General features: G+C 58.5%; 14 protein-coding genes and 3 pseudogenes. 10 read left to right on the top strand and 7 right to left on the bottom strand.

Annotated elements, in window-relative coordinates:
* Positions 1 to 37: 37 nt before the first annotated feature.
* Positions 38 to 622: a type IV pilin-like G/H family protein gene (locus tag XM38_RS12570; protein WP_080811535.1), complete on the top strand. Its 585-nt coding sequence runs from the start codon at positions 38 to 40 to the stop codon at positions 620 to 622.
* 204 nt (positions 623 to 826) lie between these two features.
* Positions 827 to 1,642 carry a hypothetical protein gene (locus XM38_RS12565; protein WP_080811537.1) on the top strand — a complete coding sequence of 272 codons (816 nt, stop codon included), beginning with the start codon at positions 827 to 829 and terminating at the stop codon, positions 1,640 to 1,642.
* 362 nt (positions 1,643 to 2,004) lie between these two features.
* On the opposite strand, the gene XM38_RS12560 is transcribed toward XM38_RS12565, so the two are convergent.
* Positions 2,005 to 2,736: a hypothetical protein gene (locus XM38_RS12560; protein WP_088430026.1), complete on the bottom strand. Its 732-nt coding sequence runs from the start codon at positions 2,734 to 2,736 to the stop codon at positions 2,005 to 2,007.
* Positions 2,737 to 3,032: 296 nt separating this feature from the next.
* Here XM38_RS12560 and XM38_RS12555 point away from each other — a divergent pair, with 296 nt between their 5' ends.
* Positions 3,033 to 3,209, top strand: coding sequence for a DUF4278 domain-containing protein (locus XM38_RS12555; RefSeq protein ID WP_080811541.1), 177 nt, complete (start codon positions 3,033 to 3,035; stop codon positions 3,207 to 3,209).
* Positions 3,210 to 3,250: 41 nt separating this feature from the next.
* On the opposite strand, the gene XM38_RS12550 is transcribed toward XM38_RS12555, so the two are convergent.
* Together XM38_RS12550 and XM38_RS12545 are read right to left on the bottom strand one after the other, a co-directional pair.
* A complete protein-coding gene (locus tag XM38_RS12550; RefSeq protein WP_137455098.1) occupies positions 3,251 to 3,583 on the bottom strand; it encodes a hypothetical protein in 333 nt (110 codons plus the stop codon).
* A gap of 418 nt (positions 3,584 to 4,001) precedes the next feature.
* On the bottom strand, positions 4,002 to 4,814 hold the full coding sequence (locus XM38_RS12545) for a prohibitin family protein (protein ID WP_080811545.1): 813 nt from the start codon (positions 4,812 to 4,814) through the stop codon (positions 4,002 to 4,004).
* A gap of 195 nt (positions 4,815 to 5,009) precedes the next feature.
* Between XM38_RS12545 and XM38_RS12540 the strand changes: the two are divergent.
* The 6 genes and pseudogenes from XM38_RS12540 (at position 5,010) to XM38_RS12525 (ending at position 10,487) form a co-directional block, all read left to right on the top strand.
* Positions 5,010 to 6,540 (top strand): annotated as a pseudogene (locus XM38_RS12540) (YcjF family protein).
* A 22-nt stretch (positions 6,541 to 6,562) separates the two neighbouring features.
* On the top strand, positions 6,563 to 7,333 hold the full coding sequence (locus XM38_RS12535; RefSeq protein WP_088431667.1) for a YebC/PmpR family DNA-binding transcriptional regulator: 771 nt from the start codon (positions 6,563 to 6,565) through the stop codon (positions 7,331 to 7,333).
* A gap of 129 nt (positions 7,334 to 7,462) precedes the next feature.
* Positions 7,463 to 7,549 (top strand): annotated as a pseudogene (locus tag XM38_RS28940) (hypothetical protein); the annotation flags it as partial.
* A gap of 170 nt (positions 7,550 to 7,719) precedes the next feature.
* A complete protein-coding gene (locus XM38_RS27685; protein WP_256995604.1) occupies positions 7,720 to 7,893 on the top strand; it encodes a hypothetical protein in 174 nt (57 codons plus the stop codon).
* Complete coding sequence (locus XM38_RS12530; RefSeq protein WP_256995775.1) at positions 7,890 to 9,122, top strand: FAD-dependent hydroxylase; 1,233 nt, start codon at positions 7,890 to 7,892, stop codon at positions 9,120 to 9,122. Before XM38_RS27685 ends, XM38_RS12530 begins: the two co-directional genes overlap by 4 nt.
* A 54-nt stretch (positions 9,123 to 9,176) precedes the next feature.
* Positions 9,177 to 10,487, top strand: coding sequence for a M16 family metallopeptidase (locus XM38_RS12525; protein ID WP_080811547.1), 1,311 nt, complete (start codon positions 9,177 to 9,179; stop codon positions 10,485 to 10,487).
* 8 nt (positions 10,488 to 10,495) lie between these two features.
* On the opposite strand, the gene XM38_RS12520 is transcribed toward XM38_RS12525, so the two are convergent.
* A complete protein-coding gene (locus tag XM38_RS12520; RefSeq protein WP_225889304.1) occupies positions 10,496 to 10,909 on the bottom strand; it encodes a rhodanese-like domain-containing protein in 414 nt (137 codons plus the stop codon).
* Positions 10,910 to 11,095: 186 nt separating this feature from the next.
* On the opposite strand from XM38_RS12520, the gene mutL reads away from it, so the two are divergent.
* Entirely contained in the window at positions 11,096 to 12,751 is a 1,656-nt protein-coding gene (gene mutL / locus XM38_RS12515; protein WP_088430022.1) for a DNA mismatch repair endonuclease MutL, read from the top strand.
* Between the two features lie 178 nt (positions 12,752 to 12,929).
* Here the strand turns inward: mutL and XM38_RS28225 are convergent.
* The 3 genes and pseudogenes from XM38_RS28225 to XM38_RS12505 form a co-directional block, all read right to left on the bottom strand.
* Positions 12,930 to 13,872: pseudogene (locus XM38_RS28225) on the bottom strand (cobalamin-binding protein).
* A gap of 14 nt (positions 13,873 to 13,886) precedes the next feature.
* Positions 13,887 to 14,012 (bottom strand): hypothetical protein, encoded by a 126-nt coding sequence (locus XM38_RS27675; RefSeq protein ID WP_256995602.1) that lies wholly within the window; start codon positions 14,010 to 14,012, stop codon positions 13,887 to 13,889.
* A 13-nt stretch (positions 14,013 to 14,025) separates the two neighbouring features.
* The gene (locus tag XM38_RS12505) at positions 14,026 to 15,843 is read right to left on the bottom strand and encodes an aspartate kinase (RefSeq protein ID WP_088430020.1); all 1,818 of its coding nucleotides are present in this window, start codon (positions 15,841 to 15,843) and stop codon (positions 14,026 to 14,028) included.
* Positions 15,844 to 15,877 lie beyond the last annotated feature (34 nt).

The raw sequence follows: 15,877 nt of genomic DNA, 5'->3' as shown, positions 1-15,877 counted from the left end.
GACCTACACTATCCCGCTCTCACAAGGAGACACCGACATGCAATCTAACTTTAAGACCAAACTATTGCAGCACCTGCTGAAGAAGCGCCAAACCGGCGGCTTCACCCTGATCGAACTACTGGTGGTGATCATCATCATCGGCATCCTCGCCGCCATCGCCCTGCCGTCTTTCTTGAACCAAGCTAACCGCGCCCGCCAATCGGAAGCTCAGACCTATGCAGGCTCGGTTAACCGGGGTCAGCAAGCTTACAGGCTAGAAAATACTACCTTTGCCGATGCAATTAGCAAACTGGGCTTAGGAATCAACACTGAGACTGAGTTCTACACCTATGGTGATGACTCAGGTAATAATCCTGATGTTACGGAAGTAGTTACAGACGCTAGCGGTACGTTATCCAATAACGCTGCCGTTTGGGCATTTCCTAAGGATGAAGCTTTGCTGAGCTATGCTGGCATTACCTATACCCTGCAGGATCAGCAAGGTAACGCCACCACAACAGCACTGCTGTGTACATCTGACAATCCTTGGAATAATGACGCTAACAACATCGTGGGTATTAGTGCCACTGGTACATTTGGCGAGGATCCTGTAGTAACGGGAGATGATGGAGAGTGTAACTAGGGCTAATCATGGGGCTTTGGAAAGTAGCTATTTGGCTTTAAGAAGCCTCTTTCTCTTAAGCGTATAGCGAGATAGGTTTAGGAGTGAACCAAAGCTCTTTGCTTTATAAGCCATGAAATAAGGTAGGCAAACCGGCCTACCTTATTTCTTTTCAGGCTTCGCTACAATGGCCTCACAGTCTTACTGCAGCCTCACTATCGCCCTATGCTCTACCACAAACTTATAGCCACTGGGCGTAACCTTGTCATCTTTCTAGCGCTACTTGCCGGAGTCGCTAGCCTCCAACTATCCCGCTTACAGACTCTACAGCGTCCCGGCGATGACTACGCCCAGATTGAGATCGACTCACAAGTGCGGCTCGACGGCTTGCGGCTGCAGCTCCTAAAGCAATTGCCAAGTTTAGGCTTTCGCAACCTCATCGCCAACTGGACCTTCTTAGACTTCCTTCAATACTTCGGTAAAACCGAACTGCGGGAACGTAACAATTACCGGCTGAGTCCGGCCTATTTCAGGGTAATTGTCGATCGCGATCCCTGGTTTCTTCGCCCTTACATCTTTCTCTCCAATAGCGTCTCCATGTATGCCGGGCAACCTGATGTATCTGTAGCCCTAATGGAGCAGGGACTGCAATCCATGACGCCGACGCTACCGCCACGTTCCTACTTCGTTTGGCGCTATAAGGGCATTGATGAACTGTTGTTTTTAGGAGATGGTATGGCGGCCCAACAGTCCTTCGAGATGGCGGCTGAATGGGCGCGTCAGTCTCCGGATCCCGAATCAGATGCCATCGCCCAGGTTTCTCAACAGACAGCTCAATTTCTCTCTCAAAATCCTGTTAGCCGGGAGGCGCAAATTGGTGCCTGGGCAGAGGTATATTTGCGGGCTGTCGATGACAAAGGTCGCCAGATTGCCAGGGAAAAGATCGAGGCTCTGGGGGGAGAGATTGTTGTCAGCGAGGGCGGGCGGGTGAGTGTGCAGTATCGAGCCTCGGAGTCTCAGGGTCCGCAGGATAGTCGTTAGCGGCTTTCTGCGACGCTTGAAGAAACCTATTACCGTCATTGCTCTGAAAATAGACACGATTTTCATCGTTTGGTGTGGCGTGCTAGCGCCATGGACGATTCCCACCTCCGTGGGAATCCAGTTCTCGGGAATCTGTGCCTAACCTCGAATTCGGGTACTTTGGTGCCCGGTGACAACGACACTTGTGCCCATTTGAGACAATCAGCACGGGAAGCACCGACATCGTCTGGCAAGTCCTCGTCTACAAAAACACCGTGGATTAATGGCTGTCTGGTTACATGAGGGAGCGGATTGCTATATCGCTAGGCTACCAATGGATCGATCCATCACGCCTTCCCAAGGGCTGATCGACGCTGTCAGCGTCAGGCCGCCAACAGCACCACGGAGTAGACGGCGGCTCCGGCCACGAACAGGCCAAAGTGGCTGTCTTGCTCTGCGGGAAGTTCTTCCTTGAGCACATTCAGGATGATGCCGCCGGCGATCAGGGCCCATATCGATGCGATCGCAACCTCATCGATATGAATGGCCTGCCCCAGGATCCAACCCAGCACGATTGCCCCCGCCAACAGCCAACGGCCCCAACGGTCGTAATTCTGCTTGTGATGCTCCCGCAGGCTCACATCATTGACGATGAAATGCAGGGCCAGGGCCACAAACAAGAGCAAACATGCCATTAAGCCGTGGTTCTCTGCCTCCCGCAGCAGATAGCCCAGAATCCCGTTGTAGAGGGCAAAGGCAGTGACATGAATCCAAAACACCCCCGGGTGGGTGCAGTCTTCACCATGGCTGTGGTGGCGATGCGATCGCGATCGCATCGCCAGTTTCTCCAGCCCGTAAAATACCGCCAGCCCCACTAGGGCCAGCAAATACGCATGATTTTCCAAATATTCCAGGACGGGACCAATGCCATGTTCCACCTCGGCCTGGGCTGCTTCTAGCTCTGGGAAAACGTCGAGGAAGATGTAAGCGATGGACACACCGCCGGCAATGGAGATCCACCAACGCTGAGGAATGTTTCTCAGCCATTGGGTTTGGCTGGCAAAGATATGGACCAGGGCCAAACAGATCGCTAGCGACAACCCAATCATACTCATGCTGTTATCCCGTGGAAGATAGGACCTATCTTAGGGAGTATCCCTACTCACTCCAGCCCGATAGAGGGCGTACTCTCCCACCCCTGGCATGACCGGCCACTGCCAGAAATATCCAGAGCGATGTAACCCAAGTCACTAGCATGCCCCCTTCAGATCACCCGCTGTGGCCATCTACGACACCGCCATCCCTTAGAAATATCACCCCTTGACCACGACTCAGGTCACTCCCGATCTAAGGCAAGTGGGAGATGATTAGCATGTCCGAAACACCCCCCCCATTACTTGGAGTCTGACCCATGGAATTGATTTATCGCGGCACCGCTTACCAAGCTGCCATCGCTGGCATTGAGGCTACCGAGACCACCCAGACCGGTACCTTTCTCGGCCGCTCCTACAAAATGAAGCAGACACCGGTAGCCCAGCGCCAGTCTACCCACCAGTTGACCTATCGCGGCGTGCGCTATAGCGGCTAGAGTTACCCGTCCTTTCCTGCAACTCATCGACGCACACACCCCTAACCCTCAGCCATGATGGCTGGGGGATTTTCTTTATGCCTTAGCCTATCTGGCATGGGGCTGCCAACCAAATGTTGACGGCCGGTATAGTGGAGCAGGAAATCTACCGGGAGCAAGTCAGCAAACGCCGCCCATGGCGTGGTTTCATCCGCTGCCATTTTCATCTTTTCGGCTAATGAGACTGCCAGTTCTCGCCGTTGCCTCGTCCTGGTTTTAGCAATATGATTTCCCGTCTCTATCATGCTGGCGAGGGGGAAAACCAGGGTCGCTCCTTTTTTGAGGATAAGTTTCTTTAACATGAACCCTGTCGTCCCCATTTTGCCGCCTTTCAACGGCTTTATTCTCGCTCACTCATTGCTTAACTAGCCACTTCGTGAATGATGAGAAACTGCCATGATCAGCAGCCATGAAGCCCATTTTCGCTCTGGCTAGGGGGTGGGATTTTCCAGCTAGCGGCAGTTCCGTCGCCTGCCGTTGACGGACCGACGACTGCAAAAGGGGACCATGCTCTATGCCTGGACAACGTAGCTCGTGTTTGTCTCAGGGAATGCTGGCTGAGCGGAGTCGAAGCTAGCGATTGTTAACGCATTACTGTCACACTGACAAGAATTGTAAAAATTGGTATCTCCCCCGCCACTCGGATACAAAGCCCGTGTCGGCAATCACCGGTGGTATCACCGTTGCAGGAGTAACTAGCCAGTCAGCGAGTCTCATGGGGGTGAAAGGCTCAGCTGACTGGCCCGGTCCCCATTACTGGGCCGCCTTAAGCTGGGACTGATCGAGGTTGATGAAGGGTACGGCTCCCTCGCCCCCCAGCACCTGGGGAAACTTGCCGTCCCATTTCTCGATGGCCTGCTTTTGCAGCAATTCCGGAGTCAGGGTCTCCCGCAATAGCCGCTGGGCTTCGGCTTGACCGCGGGCCCGGTTGATGGTGGCTTCCGCCTCTTGTTTCGCTTCTCGGGCGATGTAGACCGCGCGGCGGGCTCGCTGCTCAGCAATCTGCTTGTCCTCCACAGCCCTGGCAAACTCCTTGGAGAAGTTCAAATCGACCACGCTGGTGTCGAGGACGATGATGCCGTATTTATCTAGCCGGGTCACCAGGGCCTCATCGAAGTCCTGCTTGAGTTGGTCCCGCTGGGTAATCGCCTCCTCCACGGTGCGACGGGCCGCCGCCACCTTAAATGACTCTTGGGTCTGGGGAGCGATGATTTTGGCCACAATGTTTTGCAGGGTGCCCTGGGTACGACGAATGGTGACTACTTGCACCGGATCTAACCGGAAGTTGATGGCAAAGCTGGCGGAGAGTTCCTGCAGGTCCTTGGTGGAACTTTGGGCTGGCACTTCAAACTTTTGCACGGTGACATCATAGACATCCACCTTAGAGATCAGGGGTGGTTTGAAGTGAATCCCTTCCAGGAGGGCGCCATCTCGAGCTTTTCCGAGGATACTAAGAACACCAGCCTCGCCGGGATTGATGATCACAAAGGCGTTGAGGACAACAATCGCCAACAGTGCAACGATGCTCAATAGCGTCGGTAATTGCCAGTTGGGTTGGTTTTTCATTTAACTTGGTCTATGCCTGTTAGACAGCAGAGGAAAACATCCCGTCTCTAGCCTAGGGGATTTAGGGACCGGGTGTCGCGATGGATGGGCTTAAGAGTGTTCCAGCTAGAACTCGTCCAAGGACTGGCTGAATAGCCTAGATAGGCTGAGTTCAATAGCCTAGATTGGGATACTTTTTTTAGATGGAATACTCTCATGGGCTGGTTACGAGTCTTACCGCTAATCGTCGTGGGCGTGCTGCTGCTAGGGCTGCTGTTCTGGCTGGTGGAATCGCTGCTGCGGCTCTACAGTGCGGTGGCCTGGTGGTCGCCCCTGTTGGCCAACCTGGTGCTGCTGCTACTGATAATACTGCTAGTAGCGGTGCTGGCAGTGGGGGGCTATTACGGCTGGCTATTTTTGCGGCCACGGCGGCGGCGGCCCCAGCCACGACCGCCTCGGGATAGTAAGGCGGCGGCCCAGGCAACGCTGACAGCGGTACAACAGCAGATGGAGCAACTCCAGAGCGAGGTGGCCCGGCAAGCCCTGCAGCAGCGATCGCAAACCCTGGTAGCGGCCCTGGAACGGCGGGATGTGCAGATTGCGGTGTTTGGGGTGGGGTCGGTGGGCAAGACCTCCCTGGTCAACGCCTTTGCCCGGGACCTGGCCGGGGCGGTGGGGGCCGCCATGGGCACCACGGCGGCGGCGGTTAGCTATCGGCTGCGACTGGCTGGGCTACCGCGGGGGATTCAGCTGATCGATACCCCCGGCTTGTTAGAAGCCGGGGCCCTGGGGGAGGGGCGAGAACTGGCGGCCCGAGAACTGGCGGCGACGGCGGATTTATTGCTGTTTGTGGTGGCCAATGACCTGCAGCAGAGTGAGGCCCAGCTGCTGCGTTCCCTGCGGGCCATGGGCAAGCGGGTGTTGTTGGTGATCAATAAGGCCGATCTCTATCCGGTGGAGGACCTAGAGCAGATCGAGGCCCGGGTGCGATCGCAACTAGACGACGTGCTGGCCCCCCAGGATGTGATCACCATCGCCGCCAACCCGGCCCCGGTGCGGCTCACTTCAGGGGAATGGGTGCACCCGGCCCCCGATATCGATGCCCTGCTCACTCGCCTGGCCCAGGTGCTGCGGCAGGAGGGGGATACCCTGGTGGCCGACAACCTGCTGTTGCAGTCCCAGCAATTGCAGCAGGAAGCCCAGCGGCTGATCGAGGCCCAACGGCAGCAGCAGGCCGACGCCATCGTGGACCGCTACCAGTGGATCGGCGCCGGGGTGATTGCGGTGACGCCGCTGCCAGGGTTAGATCTACTGGCCACGGCGGCGGTGAATGCCCAGATGGTGGTAGAGCTGGGCCGGGTCTATGGCTGCCACCTGAGCCTGGAGGAGGGCAAGGCCCTGGCCCTATCCCTGGCCAAGACCCTAACTGGCCTGGGCATCGTCAAGGGCACCATGGAGCTGTTGGCTTTAGGCTTGCAGAGCAACTTGGCCACGGTGCTAGCCGGCCGGGCCCCTGCAGGGGGTGAGCGGCGCCTACCTGACCCGCATCGCCGGCAAGAGTTTCATCGAATATTTTCGCCAGCAGCAGGATTGGGGCGATGGCGGCATGGCCGAGGTAGTGCAGCGGCAGTTCCAGCTGAATCAGCGCCAGGCCTTCCTGCAGCAGTTTGTCCAAGATGCGATCGCAACGGTGGTGCCAGCTCTCGATGACGACGACCAGGAGGGCTCCGGTAAAATCGAACTGTGACGTTATGTTTCTGTTGAGCACTATGGCCGGGCATAGTAAATGGGCCAATATCAAGCGTCAGAAGGCGCGGGTAGACGCAGTCAAGGGTAAGGTCTTTGCCAAGCTGTCTCGAGAAATCATCGTGGCCGCCCGCCATGGCAGTGCCGATCCGGCGGCTAACTTTCAGCTACGCACCGCCATTGAGAAGGCCAAAGCCGCCGGCGTCCCCAACGACAACATTGACCGGGCCATCGCCAAGGGCTCGGGGCAGCTGGGCGGCGATGGCGACGCCTTAGAGGCGATTCGCTACGAGGGCTATGGCCCCGGCGGCGTGGCCGTGCTGATCGAAGCCCTGACCGATAACCGCAACCGCACCGCCGCCGACCTGCGGGCCGCCTTCAACAAGGTCAATGGCAACCTGGGGGAGACCGGCTGTGTCGGCTGGATGTTTGAGCAGAAAGGCGTGGTGACAGTGGCGGGCCCCATCGACGAAGAGGCCCTGTTGGAAGCGGCCCTGGACGGGGGGGCCGAGAGTTACGACTTGACCCAGGTAGATGAGGAGACCGCTGGGGCTGAGGTCTACTGTGCTCCCCCGGACCTAGAGCCGCTCAGCACCGCGCTGCAGCAACAGGGATACGACCTCAGAGCCACAGAACTGCGCTGGCTTGCCAACAACACCGTGCCGGTGAGCGATGCCGACCAGGCCCGAGCCCTGCTGAAATTGATGGATGCCCTCGACGATCTCGATGATGTGCAATCGGTGACCGCCAACTTCGACATGGCCGACGACCTGATGGCCCTCAGCGTCGCCTAATCCCCCTCTCGGTCCTCCGTCTTCCGTCCTCCGTCCTTCGCCCTTCCTTCCCCGTGGGTCCTTCCCTGGCCAATCATCATTTCCCCCGCCTAGTAAAATGACCCACGCTACTGACTTTCTTTTCCCCATCCCCCACTCCCTCTTCCGTCCTCCGCCTTCCGTCCTCCGTCCTCCGTCCTCCGCCTTCCGTCCTCCGTCTTCCGTCTTCCGTCCTCCGCCCTTCCTTCCCCGTGGGTCCTTCCCTGGCCAGTCATTATTTCCCCCGCCTAGTAAAATGACCCACGCTACTGACTCCCCACTCCCCCACTCCCCCACTCCCCACTCCTTCTGCCCTCTGCCTTCCCTTCGGCTTCGCTCAGGACAAGCTGCCTTCTGCCTTTATTCAGATGCCATCGATGCCTTTTGACACTGTCAATCACGCCTCGGCTGTTCCCACTGCCGTCCGCCAGTCAGACGACGCTTCCCAGTCTCTGACTTATGATTTGGTCATTGTCGGGGCGGCATCGTCGGCCTCACCCTGGCTGCAGCCCTGGGGCAATCGGGGCTGCGGTTGGCGGTGATCGAAGCTCAGACCTTTGCCCAGGCGGCGGCTCGGCAACGGGCCTATGCCTTTTCGCTGACCTCAGCTGCCATTTTCAAGGGGTTGGGGTTGTGGCCCCAAGTGGCACCCCAGATTACCCATTTTCGCCGGGTGTCCCTCTCAGATGGCGACTATCCCCGGCGAGTGGTGTTTACGCCCCAAGACGCCGGGGAAGAAGCGGTCTATTATGGGGCCGAGCATGGGGTCTTAATGGCGGCCCTACAGGCGGCCGTAGAGGCTAGTGAGACCATCCACTGTTGGAGCCCGGCCCAGGTGCAATCGGTGGAGTATGGCCCCGACCAGGCCCAGTTACAGATCCAGGCCGATGACCAGCTCTGGTGCCTGAGCACTCCCTTGGTGGTGGCGGCCGATGGCATGCGATCGCAACTGCGGCAGCAGGCCGGCATCGGCAGCATCGGCTGGACCTACTGGCAATCCTGCATCACCGCCATCCTTAAACCGGCCCAATCCCACGACAACACCGCCTACGAGCGCTTCTGGCCCAGTGGCCCCTTCGCCATCCTGCCCCTGCCCGGCAATCGCTGCCAGATCGTCTGGACCGCTCCCCACCAGGAAGCCCAAGCCCTGATCGCCCTGCCTCGGGAGCAATTCATGGCGGCACTACAGCGCCGTTACGGTGACCAGATGGGCGCCTTGACCCTGGTCAGCCAGCCTCTGCTATTCCCGGTGCGGCTGAGGCAAAGCCATCGCTATGGGCTGCCGCGCCTGGCCCTGGTGGGGGATGCCGCCCACTGTTGTCATCCCGTCGGCGGTCAGGGCCTCAATATGGGCATTCGGGATGCCGCCGCCCTGGCAGAAGTCCTGCTGGCGGCCCAAGCCGCCGGCGAAGACTGGGGCAGTCTGCCGGTGCTGCGTCGCTACGACCGCTGGCGCCGCCGGGAAAACTGGCTGATCCTCGGCTTTACCGACCTGCTCAACCGCAGCTTTTTCCAACCACTGCTGGCCCCTGGTGTCCCTACGGCGGTTGGGACTCCTGGGCCTACGGCATGTGACCATGCTACGCCGCGCCGCCCTGCGGTTGATGGTCGGTCGCTTCGGCCGAGTGCCTCGTCTAGTCGAGCGGAGTACCCTAGGCTAACGACATCCCTGGCCGACAATGTCAATCAAACTCAATCCATTCCCGTTCAAAGGTCACTGTTGGCCACCATGGAGAACCTGCCGAAAAACCCTATTCAGACTGTACTTTAGGGTGGGATATCAGGACATCAGTCATTACCATAAGAGAGGTGCGCGTCTTTGCCTATGGCTTCTTCCTTGGTCCTTGATCGGACACAATCTGCTTTAGCAGTCCCTACGGTCCATCGCCTTGCCAATGGGTTGACCATCATCGCTCAGCAGATGGCGTTTGAGGCGGTGAATCTAAACCTTTGGCTGCGGGTGGGCTCGGTGGTAGAGCCGGATTCGATCAACGGCATGGCCCACTTTCTGGAGCACATGATCTTCAAGGGCACGCCTGAGTTGGCCTGTGGTGAGTTTGAGCGACTGATCGAGGCTCGAGGCGCCCTGACCAATGCCGCCACCAGCCAAGATTACACCCACTTCTATCTGACCACAGCGCCCCAGGACTTCGCCGCCCTAGCGCCGTTGCAACTGCAACTGGTGTTGAATCCCCGGCTGACAGACGATGACTTTGAACGGGAGCGGCCTGTAATCCTAGAAGAAATCCGTCGGGCCTATGACAATCCCCATCGGCGTACCTTCTATCACGCCATGGAATTGGCCTTTGACCGGCTGCCCTATCGCCGCCCTGTCCTGGGGCCAGTTCAGGTGGTAGAAACCCTGACGGCTCAGCAGATGCGGGAATTTCATCGGCGCTGGTATCAGTCTGAACAGATGACGGCAGTGGTGGTGGGACACTTGCCGGTGGAGCAGCTGATCGATACGGTAGTGCAGGGGTTTGAGGCGGCTCAGAGTTGTCGTCAATCCTGGAGCCCCCACGCCGATACAGAGTCGCGCCTTAACTTGACCCGAGAACATCCCTTCACGACGATCCAACGGCGCCACCATTGCGATCGCACCTTGCAGCAGGCCCAGCTAGTCATGAGCTGGCGTGTACCTGGCATGGCAGATTTGATGGAAACCCATGCCTTAGACGTGCTGGCTTCAGTATTGGGTCGGGGCCGTCTGGCCCGATTGGTGCGAGATCTACGGGAAGAGCGTGGCTGGGTCAGTAGCGTGTCGGCCAGTAATCTGACCTACGGTCAGCAGGGAGCCTTTACCCTATTTGCCCAATTACCCGTTGAACACCTAGAGCGGGTAGAGGCCATCATCGTCGACCATATCCGGCACCTGCAGAACCAGCCCATCACCATCGATGAATTGGCCCGGGTGTGCACCCAAGTCTCCAACGGCTACGTCTTTGGCAGTGAAACCCCCAGCGATCGGGCCGGTCTCTATGGCTACTATCACACCCTGACCGGCACCATTGACCATGCCCTCGACTATCCAGCCCGAATTCAGGCCTTGTCACCCGCTGAGATCCAAGCTGCGGCCCAGCAGTACCTCGATCCGGATGCCTATGGCTTGGTCGTCATGCAACCCGAGGCCGGCTAGACCAGTGGTCATAAGGTCGCAGGGTTCTGATGCAAGGTTTCCAGGGGAAATCCGGCGGCTTTCCAAGCAGCGGCCCCGCCTCGCAGTACCGAAACTTGCTTGAAACCAGCCCGACGCAGCTGCTCGGCGGCATGGCTGGCCTCTTCATCTACCTCGCCGTAGACATAGATATCCCGATCCGACTCCAGGCTCTGACGGGCCTGGGTCACCAACTCTGCCATGGGGATGGAAATGGCGCCACGAATGTGCTGAGCGTTAAACCTGGCCCGATTGCGCACGTCGATGATGGTCAGGGCGGGTTCTCCCCAATCTAGCCGAGTCTTGAGGTCGTAGACCCGCGACTCGGGACGCAATGGTGCAGGCTGAGGCAATAGGCCGAAGAAAAGGTTCATGGGTGAAAATTGCCGCAAAGGGCGAGGCATATGTCTACTGGCACCGTAACAAAAGTCTTTAAGACATTCAAACTTTTGTTACGTAAGCTAGACATAAGGCTAAGCGATTATACTTATTTTCATTTAGCTGGATCAATGCTGGTCCTTGGCTTGCCCTGCTGTGGGCAGGGGGCTAGGCCGCTGTTACTCTGGGAATACGGTGCATAGAAGCAGGTCATGGCAACTCAGATTCAAGCCCTGCCAAACACGGTGATCGATGCCATTGCGGCGGGGGAGGTAATCGATTCCTGGGCAGCCGTGGTGCGGGAGCTGGCCGAAAATGCTCTGGATGCCGGGGCTAATCGCATTAGCCTCGATCTCTGGCCCCGGCGTTGGCAGCTGCGGTTAGCCGACAATGGACGGGGGATGGATCTACCCGATTTGCGCCAGGCGGCCCTGGCCCATCACACCAGCAAGATTGAGACGGCGGCGGATCTCTGGAATATCGTCAGTTTGGGATTTCGGGGCGAAGCCTTACATAGCCTCTGCCAGGGGGCGGAGTTAGACATCTGTAGCCGGCCGGCCCAGGCATCGGAGGGCTGGCAGATTCGCTACGACCGCCAGGGACAGCCCCAAGAAGAAACAACGGTTGCGATCGCACCGGGCACCATCGTCACTGTCGCCAATCTCTTCGCCGCCTGGCCTGGCCGCCGCCAGGCCCTGCCGCCCCTAGCCCAGCAGCTACGGGCGGTGCATCAGACCCTCCAACAGTTGGCTCTCTGCCATCCCCAGGTCACCTGGCAAGCTCGCCTAGACGATCGGCCCTGGTTTACCCTCTGGCCTGCGGCGTCGGCCCGACAAGTGCTTCCCCAAATGCTGCGCCAGGTTCATCCCCAGGATCTGCGCGAGACAGAGCAGATCGTGTCCCTCCCCAGCAATGAAGAGCCGCCCCGGGTCTATCTGTTGTTAGGGTTACCCGATCGCTGCCACCGTCGCCGCAACGACTGGGTCAGGGTAGCCGTCAATGGTCGCCCGATCATCCTACCCGAGCTAGAGCAAGCCATGGTGCAGGCCTTTCGCCGCACCCTGCCAGGCCATCGCTATCCCATTTGCTTTGCCCATCTGCGCGTCGATCCCAGCCAGCTGGACTGGAACCGCCATCCTGCCAAGGCCATTCTCTACCTGCAGCAGCTCCAGGAGTGGTGTCGGGCCCTACCCCAGCTCATCGACCAAACCCTGCAATCCGATCCCGGAGCCCTCAACGACAGCAGTCATCAGCCCCGATTGCATCAGGTGATTAAAACTGCCGAGGCCACCGGCACCTATAGAGCAACCTCAACTCCCCACCAGCAGGGGACCCTGCGGGCAGTGGCCCAGGTGCATAATCGCTATATCTTGGCAGAGCATGCCGCCGGCATGTGCCTGATCGAGCAACACATTGCCCACGAACGGGTGCTCTACGAACAGCTCTGCGACCACTGGCGGGTGGTGCCCTTAGAACCTCCGATTCTTCTGGAGCATCTCTCGGCAGCTCAAGTGGAGCAGTTACGACGGCTGCAGCTAACAGTAGAGCCCTTTGGCCCTTCCCTCTGGGCGCTAAGATCGGCCCCAGCCAGCCTGGCCCAACGGGATGACTGCGCCGAGGCCCTGCAGGAACTCAGCCTGGGGGGAGATTTAGATGCCGCCATCGTCGCTACTGCCTGCCGTACCGCCATTCGCAACGGCACTCCCCTAGACTTGGCCACGATGCGATCGCTGCTCGATCAGTGGCAGCAGACCCGCCACCCCCAGACCTGTCCCCATGGCCGTCCCATTTGCCTCACCCTGCAGGAATCCAGCCTGGCCCGTTTCTTCCGCCGCCACTGGGTGATCGGCAAAAGCCACGGCATATAGCAAAAGGCAGAAATCAGAAGGCAAAAAGCAGAATCAAGGTGCCCTGACGAAGCGTATGTCAACCATTAGCGTTGTCCTCATGCCAGTTCCCATAGAAAAAGCCACATATGATTGATTGGCAGGGGATTGATTGGCAGGGGAGCAACATTGGTAGCTGTAATTCAGAGAATCGATACGATTAAATTCGCCGCCAGCCTTGGCCTTCATAGCCGTACTGGCAGCGCTCCGGATGACACAGCTCTGCCAGCATCTCTAGGGAATCCACCAGGCGAGGGCCAGGGCGGTTGAAATACTGATTACCATCGACGCCATAGACCCGATCCGTTTTCACAGCTGTCAGATGGGCCCACCGAGGTAGGGCCTTCAGGGCCTGGGCAGCCTCCAAGGTCTGCTCTAGGTCATATCCACAGGGCATGACCACAATCACTTCCGGGTCGACGGCGAGCACCTGCTGCCAGTCTAACCAGGGGGAATGGTGCCCTGGCTCTGCTAGATGGGGTTCACCCCCCGCTAGGGCAACCAATTCTGGCACCCAATTTCCTGCCGCCATCAGGGGGTCGGTCCACTCGATGCAGACTACCCGGGGCCGACTAGCTAGATCGGTCAACTGTTGACGGCAATGGTCGATGCGCTTGTCCAAGGTGGTGATCACGGCCTCAGTCTGGACCTGATTCTCAGGCCCGACAAGCTGCTGACCGACTCGGCGAATATCTTGCCAGACCTGCTCCAAGGTACTGGGCTGCAGGGAGATGATCTGAGGGTGCCCCGCCGTCAGGGTAGCCACCGCCGCCTCCACCTCTGCCAGACTGACGGCGCAGACATCGCATTGGGCCTGGGTCAGGATATGGGTGGGCTGTAGAGTTTCCAGGACCTCGTTTTGACGCGATAGACACTGAGGGCCGATATGACAACAGCGTCGTCACCCGATCATGGATAGTGGCACTGTCACCCTCAGGATTAAATTTAGGTTCAGTACAGATAGGCCGATCCTGAATCGCTTCAGGGTAGTCGCATTCGTGGGAGCGGCCCACGAGGGCATCGCTGAGGCCCAAGCTGGCGACGATTTCGGTGGCACTGGGAATCAGCGAGACGATGCGGAGTGAGTCGGTGGGATAATTCATGCTGCTCCTGGCAGTCAGCTAGGACTGGATTTGATTTCAGAACATTGCGCTTGCAAAAACGCCACCACTCGCCGAAACACCCGATTGGCAGGATGATCTCCCGGCTGATAGCCCAGATCGATGACTGCGAAATCGTCCATAGCCTCTCTATTGCTAAGCCGGAACAATCACGGGCTCGGTACCGGCCAAATTAAAGGCAGCGTGGACTGCCTGCAGGGCCTTGACACCATTATCCTGGCTAACGACGCAGCTGATTTTAATCTCGGAGGTGGCGATCATCTGGATGTTGATGCCGTGTTCTGCCAGGGCCTGAAACATGCGGGCGGCCACCCCAGGGGCATGGATCATGCCGATGCCGACGACGCTGACTTTGGCAATGGCTGGGTCAACGACGATGTCGCCATAGCCCAGGGTGGCAGCGGCTTCGCTCAGAATAGTCTGAGCCGTATCCATATCCCCCTGGGTGACGGTGAAGGCGATGTCGCGGGTGGCTAGGCTATTGACTAGACGGCAACGCTGGGACTGGATGATCATATCGACGCTGACGCCGGCATCGGCCAGGCACTGGAAGATGTAAGCGGCCGCCCCGGGTCGATCGGGGACATGGCGCACGGCTAGGCGGGCTTGGTTGCGGTCGAGGGCTGCCCCCCGCACCACAGGGGTAACTTCGGTGGAGTCGGCGGCCATTTCGCTGCCCAGGCGGGCAGGGGAGCGGGTGACGCCAAAGGCCTCACAGAGGGTGGCGATGGCCCGATCGCAATCGGCGATATCGATGGTGCAGCTGACTTTGACCTCTGAGGTGGAAATTAACTGAATGTTGACCCCAACCTGGGCCAGGGTGGAGAACATCTGGGCGGCCACTCCTGGGCGTCCAATCATACCAGCTCCAGCGATGCTGACTTTGGCCATGTGCTTGCTCACAGTGACTTCGGCCTGGTTGGTGTCGGCAATATCGTGGCGCAGGGCTGGGGCAATGGCATCGGCAACGGCAGTGGCTCGATTCAGATGCGATCGCATCACCGTAAAGGCAATATCGTTGGTATTGCCCTCATGGATCGACTGAATGATCAGGTCTACATTTAGGGACTGCTGGGCCAATTCCCCAAACAGGCGGCTGGCGATGCCAGGCCGATCGGGAATGCGCAGCAACGCCACCTTCGCCTGTTCCGTATCGAATTCCACCGCATCTACTGGGTGGGCAATTTCTAAGTCTTCTAAGGACCGAGGCTGGGGAGTAGGCGCAATCACCCGGGTGCCTGGTGCATCGCTCCAGCTAGAGCGCACTACCAAAGTAATGCCATAATTGCGAGCAATTTCCACCGCCCGCGGGTGCAGTACTTTTGCCCCCAGGCTGGCCAGTTCCAGCATTTCGTCGCAGGTAATTTCTGCCATTAGCTGGGCCTGTGACACCAAGCGCGGATCGGTGGTTAAGATGCCAGGGACATCGGTGTAAATCTCACAACAATCGGCCTGCAGTGCCGCCGCCAAGGCTACGGCCGAGGTATCAGAGCCACCGCGACCCAAGGTAGTGATTTCCAAATCATGGCTCTGGCTAATGCCTTGAAAGCCTGCCACCACCACCACCTTGCCATCTTGGAGGTGGCGTTCCAGGCGCTCAGTCTTGATATTGAGAATGCGCGCCTGGGTATGGGCTGCCTCAGTGACAATGCCCACCTGAGCCCCGGTCAGCGAAATGGCATCTTGCCCCAGTTCATGCAGCGCCATGCTTAATAGGGCAATCGACACCTGCTCCCCGGTAGATAGCAACATGTCCAGCTCTCGGCGATTCGGCCTCTGGGTGATGTCGCTGGCTAACTTCACCAAGCCATCGGTGGTCTTTCCCATCGCCGAGACCACTACCACCACCGCATGGCCCGCCGCTGCTGTCTGCTGGACTCGACGGGCCACCGCCTGAATTCGCTCCACCGACCCCACTGAGGTGCCGCCGTACTTCTGCACGATCCGCGCCATCGCCTACCTGTTGCTCTGACTCAACAATCTGCTT

Origin of the sequence: Halomicronema hongdechloris C2206 (assembly GCF_002075285.3) — a bacterium.
Classification (GTDB): domain Bacteria; phylum Cyanobacteriota; class Cyanobacteriia; order Phormidesmidales; family Phormidesmidaceae; genus Halomicronema_B; species Halomicronema_B hongdechloris.
Note: the sequence above shows the minus strand (reverse complement) of the source record. Positions and strands in the feature narration are given on the sequence as shown.